This is a genomic window from Geodermatophilus obscurus (assembly GCF_900143215.1).
Lineage (GTDB): Bacteria > Actinomycetota > Actinomycetes > Mycobacteriales > Geodermatophilaceae > Geodermatophilus > Geodermatophilus obscurus_A.
Genome location: NZ_FRDM01000008.1, coordinates 46,277 through 61,715 on the forward strand (window position 1 = coordinate 46,277; position 15,439 = coordinate 61,715).

13 protein-coding genes are annotated in these 15,439 nt (G+C 75.9%); all 13 read right to left on the reverse strand.

Translation table 11 applies throughout. The annotated features are described in order from the left end of the window. Positions 1-5: 5 nt before the first annotated feature. A complete protein-coding gene (locus BUB17_RS10040; protein ID WP_072917427.1) occupies positions 6-1,388 on the reverse strand; it encodes an RsmB/NOP family class I SAM-dependent RNA methyltransferase in 1,383 nt (460 codons plus the stop codon). Then, positions 1,385-2,353, reverse strand: coding sequence for a methionyl-tRNA formyltransferase (gene fmt, locus BUB17_RS10045; RefSeq protein ID WP_244277109.1), 969 nt, complete (start codon positions 2,351-2,353; stop codon positions 1,385-1,387). The genes BUB17_RS10040 and fmt overlap by 4 nt, the downstream gene beginning before the upstream one ends. After that, positions 2,320-2,853, reverse strand: coding sequence for a peptide deformylase (gene def, locus BUB17_RS10050; protein WP_072917430.1), 534 nt, complete (start codon positions 2,851-2,853; stop codon positions 2,320-2,322). The genes fmt and def overlap by 34 nt, the downstream gene beginning before the upstream one ends. 73 nt (positions 2,854-2,926) lie before the next feature. Further along, positions 2,927-4,882, reverse strand: coding sequence for a primosomal protein N' (locus BUB17_RS10055; RefSeq protein WP_083606236.1), 1,956 nt, complete (start codon positions 4,880-4,882; stop codon positions 2,927-2,929). 286 nt (positions 4,883-5,168) lie between these two features. Then, positions 5,169-6,365 (reverse strand): methionine adenosyltransferase, encoded by a 1,197-nt coding sequence (metK, locus tag BUB17_RS10060; RefSeq protein ID WP_072917434.1) that lies wholly within the window; start codon positions 6,363-6,365, stop codon positions 5,169-5,171. A 96-nt stretch (positions 6,366-6,461) separates the two neighbouring features. Next, entirely contained in the window at positions 6,462-7,673 is a 1,212-nt protein-coding gene (coaBC, locus tag BUB17_RS10065) for a bifunctional phosphopantothenoylcysteine decarboxylase/phosphopantothenate--cysteine ligase CoaBC (protein ID WP_072917437.1), read from the reverse strand. Between the two features lie 243 nt (positions 7,674-7,916). After that, positions 7,917-8,180, reverse strand: a complete 264-nt coding sequence (gene rpoZ, locus BUB17_RS10070) for a DNA-directed RNA polymerase subunit omega (protein ID WP_012949163.1) — start codon at positions 8,178-8,180, stop codon at positions 7,917-7,919. Between the two features lie 59 nt (positions 8,181-8,239). Next, the gene (gene gmk / locus BUB17_RS10075) at positions 8,240-8,851 is read right to left on the reverse strand and encodes a guanylate kinase (protein WP_072917439.1); all 612 of its coding nucleotides are present in this window, start codon (positions 8,849-8,851) and stop codon (positions 8,240-8,242) included. 40 nt (positions 8,852-8,891) lie between these two features. After that, a complete protein-coding gene (mihF, locus tag BUB17_RS10080; protein ID WP_072917442.1) occupies positions 8,892-9,242 on the reverse strand; it encodes an integration host factor, actinobacterial type in 351 nt (116 codons plus the stop codon). A gap of 330 nt (positions 9,243-9,572) precedes the next feature. Further along, complete coding sequence (locus tag BUB17_RS26790; RefSeq protein ID WP_175561328.1) at positions 9,573-9,734, reverse strand: hypothetical protein; 162 nt, start codon at positions 9,732-9,734, stop codon at positions 9,573-9,575. Positions 9,735-9,857: 123 nt separating this feature from the next. After that, complete coding sequence (gene pyrF, locus BUB17_RS10085) at positions 9,858-10,736, reverse strand: orotidine-5'-phosphate decarboxylase (RefSeq protein ID WP_072917444.1); 879 nt, start codon at positions 10,734-10,736, stop codon at positions 9,858-9,860. Next, positions 10,733-12,085, reverse strand: coding sequence for a beta/alpha barrel domain-containing protein (locus tag BUB17_RS10090; RefSeq protein WP_244277111.1), 1,353 nt, complete (start codon positions 12,083-12,085; stop codon positions 10,733-10,735). The genes pyrF and BUB17_RS10090 overlap by 4 nt, the downstream gene beginning before the upstream one ends. Positions 12,086-12,108: 23 nt before the next feature. Next, positions 12,109-15,438 carry a carbamoyl-phosphate synthase large subunit gene (gene carB, locus BUB17_RS10095; RefSeq protein WP_072917447.1) on the reverse strand — a complete coding sequence of 1,110 codons (3,330 nt, stop codon included), beginning with the start codon at positions 15,436-15,438 and terminating at the stop codon, positions 12,109-12,111. Between the last annotated feature and the right edge of the window lies 1 nt (position 15,439).

Consider the following 15,439-nt stretch of genomic DNA (forward strand, 5'->3'; position numbering starts at 1 on the left):
TCCGCTCAGCCGGTGCGGCGGAGCAGGGCCATGAACATCGCGTCGGTGCCGTGCCGGTGCGGCCACAACTGCCCGTAGTCGTCCCGGGCCAGCCCCGGCACCTCGGGGAACAGCGGCGCGACCGGGAGCACCTCGACGTCGTCCCGCCCGGCCGCGGCGTCGACGACGGCGACCGTCTCGTCCGTGTGCGGCGAGCAGGTCACGTAGGCCACCACGCCGCCGGGGCGGACCGAGGCCAGCGCGCCGTCCAGCAGCGCCGTCTGCAGCTCGACCAGCGGCGGGACGTCGTCCGCGGTGCGCCGCCAGCGCACCTCGGGACGGCGGCGCAGCGCGCCCAAGCCGGTGCAGGGGGCGTCGAGCAACACGCGGTCGAAGGAGCCCGGCGGCCACGGCGGCGTCCGCGCGTCGGCGACCAGCACCTCGACGTCGTCCTCGTCGCGCAGCGCCTGGCGGACCAGCTCGGCGCGGTGCGGCGCGCGGTCGGCCGCGGTGAGCCGCACTCCCTCCGGCCGGACGGCGGCCAGCAGACCGGCCTTGCCCCCGGGGCCGGCGCAGACGTCGAGCCAGGCGGCGTCCGGGCCCTCCAGCGGCGCGCGGGCCAGCAGCAGGGCCGCCAGCTGGCTGCCCTCGTCCTGCACCGCGGCCCGGCCCTCGCGCACGGAGGGGACGCGCGCGGGGTCACCGCCGCCGAGCCGGACCGCGTACGGCGACCACGGGCCGGGCTGCCCGCCGGACTCCGCCGCGAGCTGCTCGCGGGACACCCGCCGGGCGACCAGGTGCACCTCGGGCGCGGCGTCGTCGGCCAGCAGCGCGGGCTCGACCTCGGCCTCGTCGGGCAGCGCGTCGCGCCAGGCCTCGACGATCCAGCGCGGGTGGTCGGTGACCAGGGCCAGCCGCTGGTCACCGTCCCCGCCGAGCCGCTCCACCCAGGCCGCCCGGTCGCCACCCGCGGCGACCTTGCGCAGCACCGCGTTGACGAGACCGGAGGCACCGGTGCCGACGATCGCCCGGGTGAGCGCCACGGTGGTGTCGACGGCGGCGTGCGCAGGCACCCGCAGGTCCAGCAGCTGGTAGGCGCCCAGCCGCAGCAGGTCGAGCACCCGCGGGTCGAGCTCGGCCAGCGGCCGGGAGACCAGCGGGGCCAGCACCGCGTCGAGGGTGCCGGTGGCGCGCAGGGTGCCGTAGGCCAGCTGGGTGGCGAACGCGGCGTCGCGCTCGGCGAGGTCGGCGGCGCGCTCGCGCAGGAGCTGGTGCAGCAGCAGGTTGGCGTAGGCGTCGCGGCCGGAGACGCCGTCGAGGACGTCGAAGGCGGTCAGTCGCGCGCCGTCGAGCACCGGCCGGGAGCGGCGGGACGGCGGACGCCGGGTGCCGCGCCGGGGAGCACTCACGAGGGGTCGCCGCCGAGCCGCTCGCCCGGAGCCGGCCGTGCGCCGCGGGCCCAGTCGGGCGCCGGCAGCAGCCGCTTGCCGGCCGGCTGCACCTCGCCGAGCCGCACCGCGCCGCGGCCGGTCCCGACCAGGACGCCGGTGGCGCCCACCGAGACCTCGCCGGGCGCCTGGCCGAGCGACGTGGGCAGCGGCTCGACCGGCCCCAGCCGCAGCCGGTCGCCGCGCCACGTCGTCCAGGCGCCGGGAGCAGGTGTGACCCCGCGGACCCGGCGGTCGACGACGGAGGCCGGCAACGACCAGTCGACGCGGGCGTCGGCCGGCTCGAGGCGCGGCGCGAGGCTGACCCCCTCGGCCGGCTGCGGCCGGGGCTCGAGCGAGCCGGTCGCGATGCCGTCGAGGGTGGCCACCAGCAGCCGGGCGCCGCTGATCGAGAGCCGGCCCAGCAGGTCGCCGGCGGTGTCCCGCGGACCGATCGGCTCGGTGACCACGCCGTAGACCGGCCCGGTGTCCAGGCCCGCCTCCAGCCGGAAGGTCGAGGCGCCGGTGAGCTCGTCGCCGGCCATGACCGCGTGCTGCACCGGTGCGGCGCCCCGCCAGGCCGGCAGCAGCGAGAAGTGCAGGTTGACCCAGCCGTGCCGCGTCAGGTCGAGCGCGGCCTGCGGCACGAGGGCGCCGTAGGCGACGACCGGCGCGCTGTCGACGGCCAGCTCGGTGAGCCGCTCGAGGAACCCCGGCTCGCGCGGCGAGCGGGGCTGCAGCACGGGGACGCCGGCGGCGTCGGCCCGCTCGGCGACCGGGGAGCGGCTCACCCTGCGGCCGCGGCCGGAGCGGGCGTCGGGGCGGGTGAGGACGGCGACGACCTCGTGGTCGGAGGCCAGCAGGAGTTCCAGCGAGGGGACGGCGACCTCCGGCGTCCCGGCGAACAGGAGCCTCAGTGGGGGCTCACCTCCACGCGGGGGACCCACGCGCCGGCGCCGGCCCACTCGGCCGCACCGATCGCGGCCAGCGCGGCGGCCCGGGCCTCGGCGTCCAGCCGGTCGACGAACAGCACGCCGTCGAGGTGGTCGACCTCGTGCTGCACAGCGCGGGCCAGCATGTGCGAGCCCTCGACCCGCACCGGCTCCCCGTGCAGGTCGAAGCCGGTGGCCGCGACGTACAGGTGCCGTCGGCAGTCGAAGGTGTAACCGGGGATGGACAGGCAGCCCTCCGGCCCCTCCTCGGTCTCCTCCCCCACCAGCGCCACCTCCGGGTTCACCAGGTGGCCGACCTCACCGTCGACGTACCAGGTGAAGACCCGCAGCCCGACGCCGATCTGCGGGGCGGCCAGCCCGGCGCCGCCGGCGGCGAACATGGTGTCGGTGAGGTCGGCGACCAGCCTGCGCAGCTCGTGGTCGAAGTCCACGACCGGGGCGGCAGGGGTGCGCAGCACCGGGTCGCCCAGCAGCCGGATGGGGGTCACGCTCACCGGTCGATCGTAGGCGGCCCTCCTGCAGAGGCCCGCCGCGAGCCTGCGAGCGGCGGAGCAGGAGGGTCTCCCTTCAGACCAGGTCGAGCGGGTCCAGTTGCACGCGGACGTGTTCGGTGGCCTTCTTCGCGCTGCGGACGCCCTGCACCTCGGCCAGCGCGTGCGCCAGGGCCGCGCCCTCCGCCCGCGGCACCCGCACCAGGTAGCGCTCCCGCTCGCCCTCCTGACCCGGGCGCGGCGGCTCCGGCACCGGACCGAGCAGGTCGGCGTCGGCGGGCAGCCGCGCGGCCGCGAGGAACTCCTCGAGCGCCGGCGCCGTCCCGGAGAGCGCGGCCATCCGGGTGGCCGGCGGAAAGCCCAGCTCGCGGCGGTCGGCCAGCTCCCGGGCGGCCAGCCAGCCGGGGTCCCAGCGCACCAGCGCCTGGACGACGGGGTGGGCGGCGTCGGCGGCGACGACGACCTGGCCACCGGCCGACGCGGACCGGACGAGGGTCGCCGCGTTCATCCAGCGGCGCAGCGTCTCCTCCCCCGCCCGCAGGTCGGCCCGGCCGAGCAGCGCCCAGGAGTCCAGCAGCAGCGCGGCGCCGTACTCGCCCTCGGCGACCGGCTCGGCGCCCGGGGTGGCGACCACCAGTGCCGCCCCGGGCGGCACCGAGGGCAGCACGCCCGACCCACGGCCGGAGACCCGCACCGCGGCTCCGGGGAAGGCCCGCCCCAGCTCCTCGGCGGTGCGGGCGGCGCCCACGACGGAGGCGCGCAGCTTCGTGCCGTGGCAGTACGGGCAGTCGAACGTCGCCGCTGGGCGGGCGCACCAGCGGCAGGCCGGCACCCGCGACCCCCCCGGGCCGGGCGTGGCGGCGACGCCCAGCGGCCCGGAGCAGACCGCGCAGCGGGCCGGCGCGCGGCAGCGGTCGCAGGCCAGCCCGGGCGCGTACCCGGCGCGTGGCACCTGCACCAGCACCGGGGCGCCCTCGGCGAGGGCCTGGCGGGCGACCCGGTGGGCCAGGCTGGGCAGCCGGGCGGTGCGCGCGGCGGGGTCGCGGGCCAGCTCGGCGTCGGCACCCAGGGCCTGCACCCGCGGGGCGGCGGCGCGCAGCGTGGCGCGGTCGGCGACCAGCTCGTGCGCCCAGCCGCTCTCCACCAGCAGCTGTGCCTCCGCGGTGCGCGCGGTCGCCGCGAGGACGGCCGCGCACGAGGTGAGGTGGGCCCGGTGCACCAGGACGTCGCGGGCGTGGGCGTAGGGCGCGCGCGGCTCGGCGTGCAGGTCGTCGCCGTCGTCCCAGACCGCGACCAGCCCGAGGCCGGCGACCGGCGCGAAGACCGCGGCGCGGGTGCCCAGCACCACCCGCGCGGTGCCGCGGACGGCGTCCAGGAAGCGGCGGTACCGGGCGTCGGGAGCCGCGTCGGCGCGCAGCACGACGACCGACCCCTGCGGCAGCCGGGCCTCGGCGGCGGCGGCCAGCCGGTCGAGGTCGCGGCCGTCGGGGGTCACCACGAGGGCGCCACGACCGCCGGCGAGCGCGGCCTGGCACAGCTCGACCAGCCGGGCCGGCCAGTCCTCCCCGGGCAACGCGGTCCACACCGCGCGGGCGGGCCGGCCCTCGGCGACGGCGGCGAGCAGCGCCGGGCCGGTCGGGTAGCGGGCGAAGCCGGCCGGGTCCGGCACCGGCGGCAGCGGCGGGAGGTCGGCGGGCGGGCGCTTCTCGGCCGCCGCCCGGCGGGGCGGAACGGCCAGCCGGAGCACGTCGGTCACCGTGCCGCCCCAGCGCTCGGCCACCGCACGGGCCAGCGCGATGACCTGCGGGGTGAGCACCGGCTCCGGGGACACCAGCTTGGCCAGCGGCGCCAGCTTCCCGCCGTGCTCGCTGCTGTCGGCCAGCTCGAGCACGAAGCCGTCGACCAGCTGCCCGGCGAACCGCACGCGCACCCGGCAGCCGGCCCGGACCTCGTCTGCCATGTCGTCGGGGACGGCGTAGTCGAAGGGCCGGTCCAGGTGCGCCAGCGGCACGTCGACGACGACCCGGGCCACCCGCTTCGGCCCCGCCCGAAGGCTCGCCCCGAGCTCGCGAGCGGTGAGGGGGGCGGCGTCCTTCGACAGCGGGATCTCCGATCAGCGGGGTCGTCTCCTGGCAGTGTCCCCGCCGGGTACGACGGCTCTGCTGAGCGGCCGCGGCCGGCGTCCCGAGCCCGGTGACGTGCTGGACCGACTCCCCTCGCCGGGCCCCGCCGCGAGCCTGGTGACGTACGGGAACGGCCACCCTCCAGGGTCCCGCGCCGAGTGTGCGAGGCGCGGGGGGAAGGGTGGTCCTCCCTCTTCAGACCCCCGCAGCCGAGCGCAGCGCCTCGACCCGGTCGACCCGCTCCCACGGCAGGTCGACGTCGGTGCGGCCGAAGTGGCCGTAGGCGGCGGTCGGGGCGTAGATGGGGCGCAGCAGGTCCAGGTCGCGCACGATCGCGCCGGGGCGCAGGTCGAAGGCCGAGCTGATGGCCTTCTCCAGTACCTCGTCGGCGACCGCGCCGGTGCCGAAGGTCTCGACGAACAGGCCCACCGGGTGGGCGGCGCCGATCGCGTAGGCCACCTGGACCTCGCAGCGGCGGGCCAGGCCGGCGGCCACGACGTTCTTGGCCACCCAGCGCATGGCGTAGGCCCCGGAGCGGTCGACCTTCGATGGGTCCTTGCCGGAGAAGGCCCCGCCGCCGTGGCGTGCCATCCCGCCGTAGGTGTCGACGATGATCTTCCGGCCGGTCAGCCCGGCGTCGCCCATGGGCCCGCCGATGACGAACTTGCCGGTGGGGTTGACCAGCAGCCGGTAGCCGTCGGTCGGCAGGCCGAGCGCGGCGAGCTCGGGCTCCACCACCAGTTCCTGCACGTCGGGGGCGAGCAGCTGCTCGATGGAGATGTCCTCGGCGTGCTGCGAGGAGACGACGACGGTGTCGACGCCGACCGGGCGGTCGTCCTCGTAGACGACGGTGACCTGGGTCTTGCCGTCGGGCCGCAGGTAGGGCACCGAGCCGTCCTTGCGGACCGCCGAGAGCCGGCGGGAGAGCCGGTGGGCCAGCGCGATCGGCAGCGGCATGAGCTCGGGGGTCTCGTCGGTGGCGTAGCCGAACATCAGGCCCTGGTCGCCGGCCCCCTGGCGCTCGATCTCGTCGTCCGTCGCGCCCGCGGTGCGCGCCTCGTACCCGGTGTCGACGCCTTGGGCGATGTCGGGCGACTGCGAGCCGATCGAGACGCTGACGCCGCAGGAGGCACCGTCGAAGCCCTTGCGGGAGGAGTCGTAGCCGATGCCGAGGATGGTCCTGCGGACGATCTCGGCGATCTCGACGTAGCCGGCGGTGGTGACCTCACCGGCGATGTGCACCTGTCCGGTGGTGATCAGCGTCTCGACGGCGACCCGGCTGCGCGGGTCCTGGGCGAGCATCGCGTCGAGGATCGAGTCGCTGATCTGGTCGGCGATCTTGTCCGGGTGGCCCTCGGTCACCGACTCGGACGTGAAGAGGCGGCGTGACACGCGGTACTCCCTGGGGTCGGGAACGGTGGGGTGGTGCCCGGGCGTGGGCATCTCGTCGGGTGCACGTTACCGGCGTGCGGCGAGGCCGGTGCCGGCTCAGGCCAGCCGGGCGCCGACGACGTCCCAGATCCCGGCGGCCACGGCGTCCTTGCTGCCCTCGGGCAGCTCGGTGACCGCCCCGTCGGCGGCCAGGACGACGGCGGCGTTCTCCGCCCGGCCGAACACCCGGCCGCCGGAGACGTCGTTGACCACGAGCACGTCGCAGCCCTTGCGGGCCAGCTTGGCGCGGGCGTGGGTGAGGACGTCGGCGTCGTCGTCCCCCGTCTCGGCGGCGAACCCGACGACCAGCTGCCCGGCGGGCCGCTTGGCGACCAGCTCGACGAGGACGTCGGGGTTGCGCACCAGCGGCACCGCATCGGGCTCGGCGGCGCCGCCCTTCTTCAGCTTCGCCACGGCGACCGACGCCGGCCGGAAGTCGGCGACCGCGGCGGCCATGACGACGACGTCGGCGTCCGCCGACTCGGCGAGCACCGCGGTCCGCAGCTCCTCGGCCGTGCCGACCCCGACGACGCGGACGCCGAAGGGCGCCGGCAGCTCGACGTTGGCCGCGACGAGCACGACGTCGGCGCCGCGGGCGGCGGCCACCCGGGCCAGCGCCCAGCCCTGCTTGCCGGACGAGCGGTTGCCCAGGTAGCGGACCGGGTCCAGCGGCTCGCGGGTGCCCCCGGCGCTGACGACGACGCGCCGACCGGCCAGATCGGAGTCGAGGGCGGCCGGGCCCGCGGTGAGCACGACCGAGGCGAGCGCGGCGATGTCGGCGGGCTCGGGCAGCCGGCCGGGGCCGGAGTCCGGGCCGGTGAGCCGGCCGACGGCGGGCGGCAGCACGATCGCGCCGCGGCGGCGCAGCGTGGCGACGTTGTCCTGGGTGGCCGGGTGCAGCCACATCTCGGTGTGCATGGCCGGGGCGAACACCACCGGGCAGTGCGCGGTCAGCAGGGTCGCGGTGAGCAGGTCGTCGGCCCGGCCGGCGGCGGCTCGGGCGAGCAGGTCGGCGGTGGCCGGCGCGACGACGACGAGGTCGGCGGTCTGCCCGATGCGGACGTGGGCCACCTCGTCGACGTCGGTCCAGACGTCGGTGGTGACGGGGTTGCCGGACAGCGCCTCGAACGTGGCCGCACCGACGAAGTGCAGTGCGGCCGGCGTCGGGACGACGCGGACGTCGTGCCCGGACTCGGTGAACGCGCGCACCAGCAGGGCGGCCTTGTACGCGGCCACGCCCCCGGCGACGCCGAGCACGATGCGACTCATGCTGTCCATCCTCCACACACGACGAGACCCCCGGCACCGGCCGAGGGTCTCGTCGTCAGCACGGGTCGGCCAGGAGCGACGCCACCGGCCGTTGCCCCGGTCCAGCGGCTCGCCCCGAGCTCGCGAGGGGGACCGGGCGAGAAGGACCCCGTCCTCCCCACTCTTCGTAGAAGGACCCCCTGCCCCCCACCACTCGCACGCTCGCGCGGGGCCCTGCAGGGGGCCGGGGCCCGGGACGGGGCCTCAGTTCTCGCCGGCGGTGTGGGTCAGCAGACCCTCGTTGATCTCGCGCAGCGCGATCGAGAGCGGCTTCTCCTGCGGGGCGGTGTCGACCAGCGGGCCGACGTACTCCAGCAGGCCCTCGGAGAGCTGGCTGTAGTAGGCGTTGATCTGGCGCGCGCGCTTGGCGGCGAAGATCACCAGGCCGTACTTGCTGCTGGTGCGCTCGAGCAGCTCGTCGATCGGCGGGTTGGTGATGCCCTCGGGGGCAGGTGCGACTCCGGACACGGGCGGGCGTGCTCCTCAGCTCGTTCGGCGGGAGTGACGGGCGGCGGCGGCGGGCCCCGTCACTCGGGTGCGCCGCTGCTCCGGAGGGACCTGGGCGACGGCGCAGTCAGCCATCCTACCAACTCGTCGGCAGCGCGGGCGACGTCGTCGTTGACGACCACCACGTCGAACTCCCCGGCGGCGTCCAGCTCGGCCTGCGCGATCCTCAGCCGCTGCTCCTGGACCGCGGGCGACTCGGAGCCCCGACCGGCCAGCCGGCTCTCCAGCTCGGCCCAGGACGGCGGGGCCAGGAACACCAGCTGGGCGTCGGCCTCGCGGGCCCGGACCTGCCGGGCGCCCTGCAGCTCGATCTCCAGCAGCGCCGGCGCGCCGGTGGCGAGTCGCTCGCGCACCGGGGCGGCCGGCGTGCCGTAGCGGTTGCCGGCGTACTCGGCCCACTCGAGCAGGCCGTCCTCGGCGATCAACCGGTCGAACTCGGCGTCGCTGACGAAGTGGTAGTGCACCCCGTCGACCTCACCGGGCCGGCGCCGACGGGTGGTGGCCGACACCGACACCCAGACCTCGGGGTGCCGGCGCCGGACCTCTGCCACGACCGTGCCCTTGCCGACCCCCGAGGGGCCGGAGAGCACGGTCAACCGCGCCGGGGGGCGTTCCACGGCAGCAGGAGCCACGCGTCGTCGTCCTCGACCTCCGGGTGCCTGGTCCTGCGGGTCAGCTCTCGACGGCGACCTGCTCGGCGGCGACCTTCTCGCCGCCGAACTCCGTCTCGAGGGCCCGGCGCTGGTTGGCACCCAGACCGCGCACCCGGCGGGTCGGGGAGATCTCGAGCCGCTCCATGATCTTCGCAGCCCGCGCCTTGCCCACGCCGGGCAGGGACTCGAGCACCGCGGAGACCCGCATCTTGCCGATGACCTCGTCGGTCTCGCCCTGACGCAGGACGTCGCCGACCGTGGCGCCCTTGCTCTTGAGCCGCTCACGCAGCTCGGCTCGGGCCTTGCGCGCGGCCGCCGCCTTCTCGAGAGCCGCGGCACGCTGTTCGGGGGACAGGTCAGGGAGGGGCATGGTGCGACCCAATCTGTCGTCGCCGACCATCGGTCGGCCGGCGGGGCTCTGGCTGTGTCGGGGGCAGGACTCGCTGCTGAGCCTGCTCGCCAACCTAGCTCTCGCTATATGTGCAGGTCACGGGGGTTCGAACCGTGGGTTTCACGCTATCCGTGAGCCAATCGTGACTCAGGGTCGCCAGATGTGCTCACCCACGGTCATCCTCGCAGCTCCGCGATGGGTTCGGCTCGATCCGGTACAGGAACGCACCCCCGCCGGAGCCGCCCCGACACGCCGGTGCGACACGCCGGATACCTCGGAAACGCGCTGGTGAGCGGCGGCTCCGGCCGATCAGCAGGGGGTCGCGCTCCCCCGCCGGCCGAGCAGCCGACCTCCGACGGCAGCCAGCAGCAGGCCGCCCGCCGCGGCCAGCGCCGGTCCGGTCCGGTGGGCCGGGGTCCACACGACCGCGTCGTCGAAGGTGAGGGTCAGCGTGCTCGAGGAGGCGTCCACTGCGAGCGGCTCGTAACCGCCCCCGTACCGACCTACTCGACCCCGTCCGCGCCGGCGAACAGCACCGCACCGGCCACGAGGAGCAGCAGGCGAGCCCGGCGAGCAGCCAGGGCGCGGCACGTCTCACCCGGCGAGCTCCGCGGTCCAGCGCTCCGCGGCCGCGCGCAGCCCGGCCCGGTCCGGGCCGGCGGCCAGCACGTCGCGCGACACGGTGGGGACGACGGCGGTGCCGCGGCCGAACAGCCGGCGCAGGTCGGCCGCCGAGCCGCCCTGCGCGCCCAGCCCGGGTGCGAGCACCGGGCCGCCGAGGCCGGTGAGGTCGACGTCCAGCTCGCGCAGCGTCGCCCCGACGACGACGCCGAAGGACCCGGTCGCCGGCCCGAACCGGCTCGCCACGTCCTGCACGGCGCCGAGGTCGGGCAGCGGGTCGCCGACGACCCAGTCCGGCGTGTTCCAGCCGCGCACGGTGTCGACGACGACCTGTGCGACCGACCGGCCGTCCACCACCGCGTGCTGCAGCGTGCCGGCGTCCGGGTTGGACGTGCGCGCCAGCACGAACAGCCCGCCGCCGTGCTGCCGGGCGGTGTCGACGGCCGGCTGCAGCGAGCCGGGACCGAGGTAGGGGCTGACGGTCAGGGCGTCGGCGGCGAGCGGGTGGTCGGGGCGCAGCACGTCGGCGTAGGCGTCCATCGTCGAGCCGATGTCGCCGCGCTTGGCGTCGAGCAGCACGAGGGCACCGGCGGCGCGGGCGTGGGCGACGCCGTCCTCCAGCACGGCCAGGCCCCGGGAGCCGTGCCGCTCGTAGAACGCCAGCTGCGGCTTGAGGACGGCGACGGTGCCGGCGAGGGCCTCGACGACGGTGTCGGTGAACCGGGCCAGGCCCTCGGGGCCGTCGGGCAGCCCCCAGCGCTCCAGCAGCGGGGCGTGCGGGTCGATGCCCACGCACAGCGGCCCGCGGGCGGCGACGGCGTCGGCGAGCCGCTGCCCGAAGGGGGCGCTCACCGGACCGGCTCGAGGGCGCGCGGCAGCATCTCCCCCAGCGCGGCGACGCAGTCCCGGGCGAGGAACGGGTTGGCGAATGCCCCCGACGCCGACTGCACGGCGTCGGCGCCCAGGCCGAACAGCGCCTCGAAGGACGCCGGGTCGGTGACCCCGCCCATCGCCAGGACGTCGAAGTGCCGGCCGCCGGCGTCGCGCAGGGCGACCAGCCGGCGGGTGAAGTCCAGTGCGGAGTCGCGCACCGCGACCCCCGACAGCCCGGCCAGCTCCCGCCCCGGGAACGTCGGCTCGCCGTCGCTGCGCACCACCCGGCTCTGCAGCGTGTTGATGCCGGCCACGCCGTCGACGAGCGGCGCCAGCCTCGGCACCAGCGCCGACAGCCGCGGCCCGTCGAGCCAGGACAGCTTGGCGACCAGCCCCGTCCGGTCGTCCAGCGCGCGGCGCACGCCCTCGACCACGGCGACGGTCGCGTCGGCGTCCAGGCACAGCGGCGGCTTGACGCCGGCGGCCGCGGACGCGCTGAGCGTGTTGGGGCAGGACAGGTTGAGCTCGACGACGGTCGCGCCGGCCTCCTGGGTCAGCCGCGCGGTGGCGGCGAAGTCGTCGACCAGGCCGGTCCCGTCGCCCTCCCCCATCACGCTGACCACCAGCAGCTGGTCGTCGTCGACCGCGGCGAGGGACCGCTCCAGGTCGGCCATCCACTGCTCGGGCGCCGGGGAGGGGACGCCGAAGGAGTTGACCGTGCTGACGTCCGGTGAGCCCGGCGCCACCCAGTCCCACGGGTCGGCGGTGACCTCGGCGGCCGCGCCCGGCGGCAGGCTCCGCGCCTGGCGCGCCGCGAACACCCAGTTCGGCTGGGCATTGGGCTCGTGCGCGCGGCTGCGGACGGTCTTGTAGGTCAGCACGCTGTAGCCGTTGCGCGCGAAGTGGCGGACCCACTCCTCGCCGCCGCCCAGCACGCACGCCGGCACGCCGATCGGGAAGCCGACGTCCCGGCCGAGCACCCGCCAGCGGCGGTCCCCGGCCCGCGGCCGCTCGGCCAGCCGCGGTCCCAACGGCGTCGCGAGGTTGTCGCGGTAGGAGCCCAGCACGTCGTAGGCCGGCGTCGGCAGCCCGTGGGCGGCCAGCACCCCGCCGTGCCCGGCGAAGAACAGGACGCGGGTGAGCAGCGGCAGGTCGCCCTCGCCGGCCTCGCCCGCGGCCAGCCGCCCGGCCAGCGCGCGGGCCGCCGCGGCCAGCGCGTCGAGCTCCGGCTGCGGCGGTCGCGCGAAGCGGGTCACCCCGGCGAGGAACGCCTCGGGCAGGCCGTCGACCAGCCCGCGGGCGACCAGCTCCTCCCGCACGGCGGCCACCGTGCTCACGGTCGGGCCTGCGCTCACGGTCGGGCCTGCGCGTCGGCGAGCGCCGCGTGGACCTCCTGCAGGCTGCGCACGCCGACGTCCCCGCGGCGCAGCGCCTCGACGGCCTGCACCGCGGCGCCCAGCCCCTGCACCGTCGTGATGCACGGAACGCCCTGGCTGACCGCCGCCGTCCGGATCTCGTAGCCGTCCAGCCGCGGCCCGCTGTTGCCCGGCGCGCCGAACGGCGTGTTGACGACGATGTCGACGTCCCCGGCGAGGATCCGCTCGACGCAGTTGCCGGGGCCCTCGCTGTACTTGCCCACCACCTCGCACTCGACACCGTTGCGGCGCAGCACCTGGGCGGTGCCCGAGGTGGCCAGCACCCGGAACCCGAGGTCGGCGAGGCGCTTGACCGGGAAGATCGCGCTGCGCTTGTCGCGGTTGGCCAACGAGACGAACACCGTGCCACCGGTCGGCAGGCTGCCGTAGGCGGCGGCCTGCGACTTGGCGAACGCGGGCCCGAAGCCGGAGTCCAGGCCCATGACCTCGCCGGTCGACTTCATCTCCGGACTGAGCACGGTGTCGACGCCGTGGCCCTCGACGGTGCGGAAGCGGTGGAACGGGAGCACCGCCTCCTTGACCGCGATCGGCATGTCGGCGGGCAGGTCGGCGCCGTCGCCGGTGGCCGGCAGCACCCCGGAGGTGCGCAGCTCGGCGATCGACTCGCCCACCGCGATCCGCGCCGCTGCCTTCGCCAGCTGCACCGCGGTGGCCTTGGAGACGAACGGCACCGTGCGGCTGGCCCGCGGGTTGGCCTCGATGACGTAGAGGATGTCGTCCTTGATCGCGTACTGGACGTTGACCAGGCCGCGGACGCCGATGCGCGCCGCCAGCTGCTCCGTCGCCGCCCGGATGCGCACCAGGTCGGCGCTGCCCAGCGTGATCGGCGGCAGCGCGCAGGCCGAGTCGCCGGAGTGGATGCCGGCCTCCTCGATGTGCTCCATGACCCCGCCGAGGTAGAGCTCGGAGCCGTCGAACAGCGCGTCGACGTCGATCTCGACGGCGTCCTCCAGGAACCGGTCCACCAGCACCGGGTGCTCGGGGCTGACGTCGGTGGCCTTGGCGATGTAGGCCTCGAGCGTGGCGTCGTCGTAGACGATCTCCATGCCGCGGCCGCCGAGCACGTAGGAGGGCCGGACCAGCACCGGGTAGCCGATCCGCGCGGCGATCTCCCGCGCCTCGGCGAAGGTCGTCGCCGTGCCGTGGGCGGGCGCGGGCAACCCGGTGTCGGCCAGCACCCGGGAGAACGACCCGCGGTGCTCGGCGGCGTCGATCGCCTCGGGAGCGGTGCCCAGCACGGGCACCCCGGCGTCCTTGAGCCGCTGCGCGAGGCCCAGCGGCGTCTGCCCGCCCAGGGTGCAGATGACCCCGGCCACCGGGCCGGCGGCCCGCTCGGCCTCGACCACCTCGAGGACGTCCTCGAAGGTCAGCGGCTCGAAGTAGAGCCGGTCGGCGGTGTCGTAGTCGGTGGAGACGGTCTCGGGGTTGCAGTTGACCATCACCGCCTCGTAGCCGGCGTCCTGCAGCGCCATGACGGCGTGCACGCAGGAGTAGTCGAACTCGATGCCCTGCCCGATCCGGTTGGGCCCCGAGCCCAGGATCAGCACCGCCGGCTTCTCCCGCGGCTCGACCTCGGTCTCCTCGTCGTAGGAGGAGTAGTGGTACGGAGTGCGGGCGGCGAACTCCGCGGCGCAGGTGTCGACGGTCTTGTAGACCGGCCGCACCCCCAGCCGCCGGCGCAGCGTCCGGACGCCGTCCTCCCCGGCCAGCTCGGGGCGCAGCGCGGCGACCTGCCGGTCGGACAGGCCGTGCCGCTTGGCCCGGCGCAGCAGCTCCGCCGTCAGGGACGGGGCGTCGCGGACCTCGGCGCCGACCTCGCCGATCAGCGCGATCTGGTCGACGAACCACGGGTCGAAGCCGCTGGCCTCGGCGACCTGCTCGACGGTGGCCCCGGCGCGCAGCGCGGCCTCGGCCACGTAGAGCCGCCCGTCGACCGGCGTGCGCAGTGCCTCCAGCAGCTCCTCGGCGGAGCGGTCGGCTGCGTCCCCACCCGCCGCACCGACCCCGGCGGGCCCCGTCCAGAAGCCCGCGACCTTCGTCTCGGTGGAGCGCATCGCCTTGCCGAGCGCCTCGGGGAAGTTGCGGCCCATCGCCATGACCTCGCCGACGCTCTTCATCGTCGTGGTCAGCCGCGGGTCGGCGCCGGGGAACTTCTCGAAGGCGAACCGCGGGATCTTGACGACGACGTAGTCCAGCGTCGGCTCGAAGGCGGCCGGGGTGACGCCGGTGATGTCGTTGGTGATCTCGTCGAGGGTGTAGCCGATGGCCAGCTTCGCGGCGATCTTGGCGATCGGGAAGCCGGTTGCCTTGGACGCCAGGGCGCTGGACCGCGACACCCGGGGGTTCATCTCGATGACGACGAGGCGGCCGTCGGCCGGGTTGACCGCGAACTGGATGTTGCAGCCGCCGGTGTCGACGCCGACCGCGCGCAGCACCGCGATGCCGACGTCGCGCATCCGCTGGTACTCGCGGTCGGTGAGGGTCATCGCCGGGGCGACGGTGACCGAGTCGCCGGTGTGCACGCCCATCGCGTCGACGTTCTCGATCGAGCAGACGACGACCACGTTGTCGCTGCGGTCGCGCATCAGCTCGAGCTCGTACTCCTTCCAGCCGAGCACCGACTCCTCGATGAGGACGGTGTGCACCGGGGAGTCGGCCAGGCCGTGGGAGGCCATGCGGCGCAACGAAGCCTCGTCGGTGGCGAAGCCCGAGCCCAGCCCGCCCATGGTGAAGCTCGGCCGGATGACGACCGGGTAGCCGACCTCGGCGGCGGTCTCCAGCGCCTCCTCGACGCTGGCGCAGACCCGGGACCGGGGGGCGTCGGCGCCGATGGACCGCACGATGTCCTTGAACATCTGCCGGTCCTCGCCGCGGTTGATCGCGTCGACGTCGGCGCCGATCAGCCGGACGCCGTACTCCTCGAGCACGCCGTTCTCGTACAGGTCGATGGCGATGTTGAGCGCGGTCTGCCCGCCCAGGGTGGCCAGCAGCGCGTCGGGACGTTCCTTGGCGATGACCTTCTCGACGAACTCCGGCGTCAGCGGCTCGACGTAGGTGGCGTCGGCGATCTCCGGATCGGTCATGATCGTCGCCGGGTTGCTGTTCACCAGGCTGACCCGCAGCCCCTCGGCCTTGAGCACCCGGCAGGCCTGCGTGCCGGAGTAGTCGAACTCGGCGGCCTGGCCGATGAGGATCGGCCCGGAGCCGATCACCATCACGTGGTGGATGTCGGTGCGCTTGGGCATG

Coding starts and splice junctions, on each gene's coding strand:
- coaBC (WP_072917437.1), bottom strand. CDS start 7,673: ATGAGTCGCATCGTGCTCGGCGTCGCCGGGGGCGTGGCCGCGTACAAG.
- mihF (WP_072917442.1), bottom strand. CDS start 9,242: ATGCCCCTCCCTGACCTGTCCCCCGAACAGCGTGCCGCGGCTCTCGAG.
- carB (WP_072917447.1), bottom strand. CDS start 15,438: ATGCCCAAGCGCACCGACATCCACCACGTGATGGTGATCGGCTCCGGG.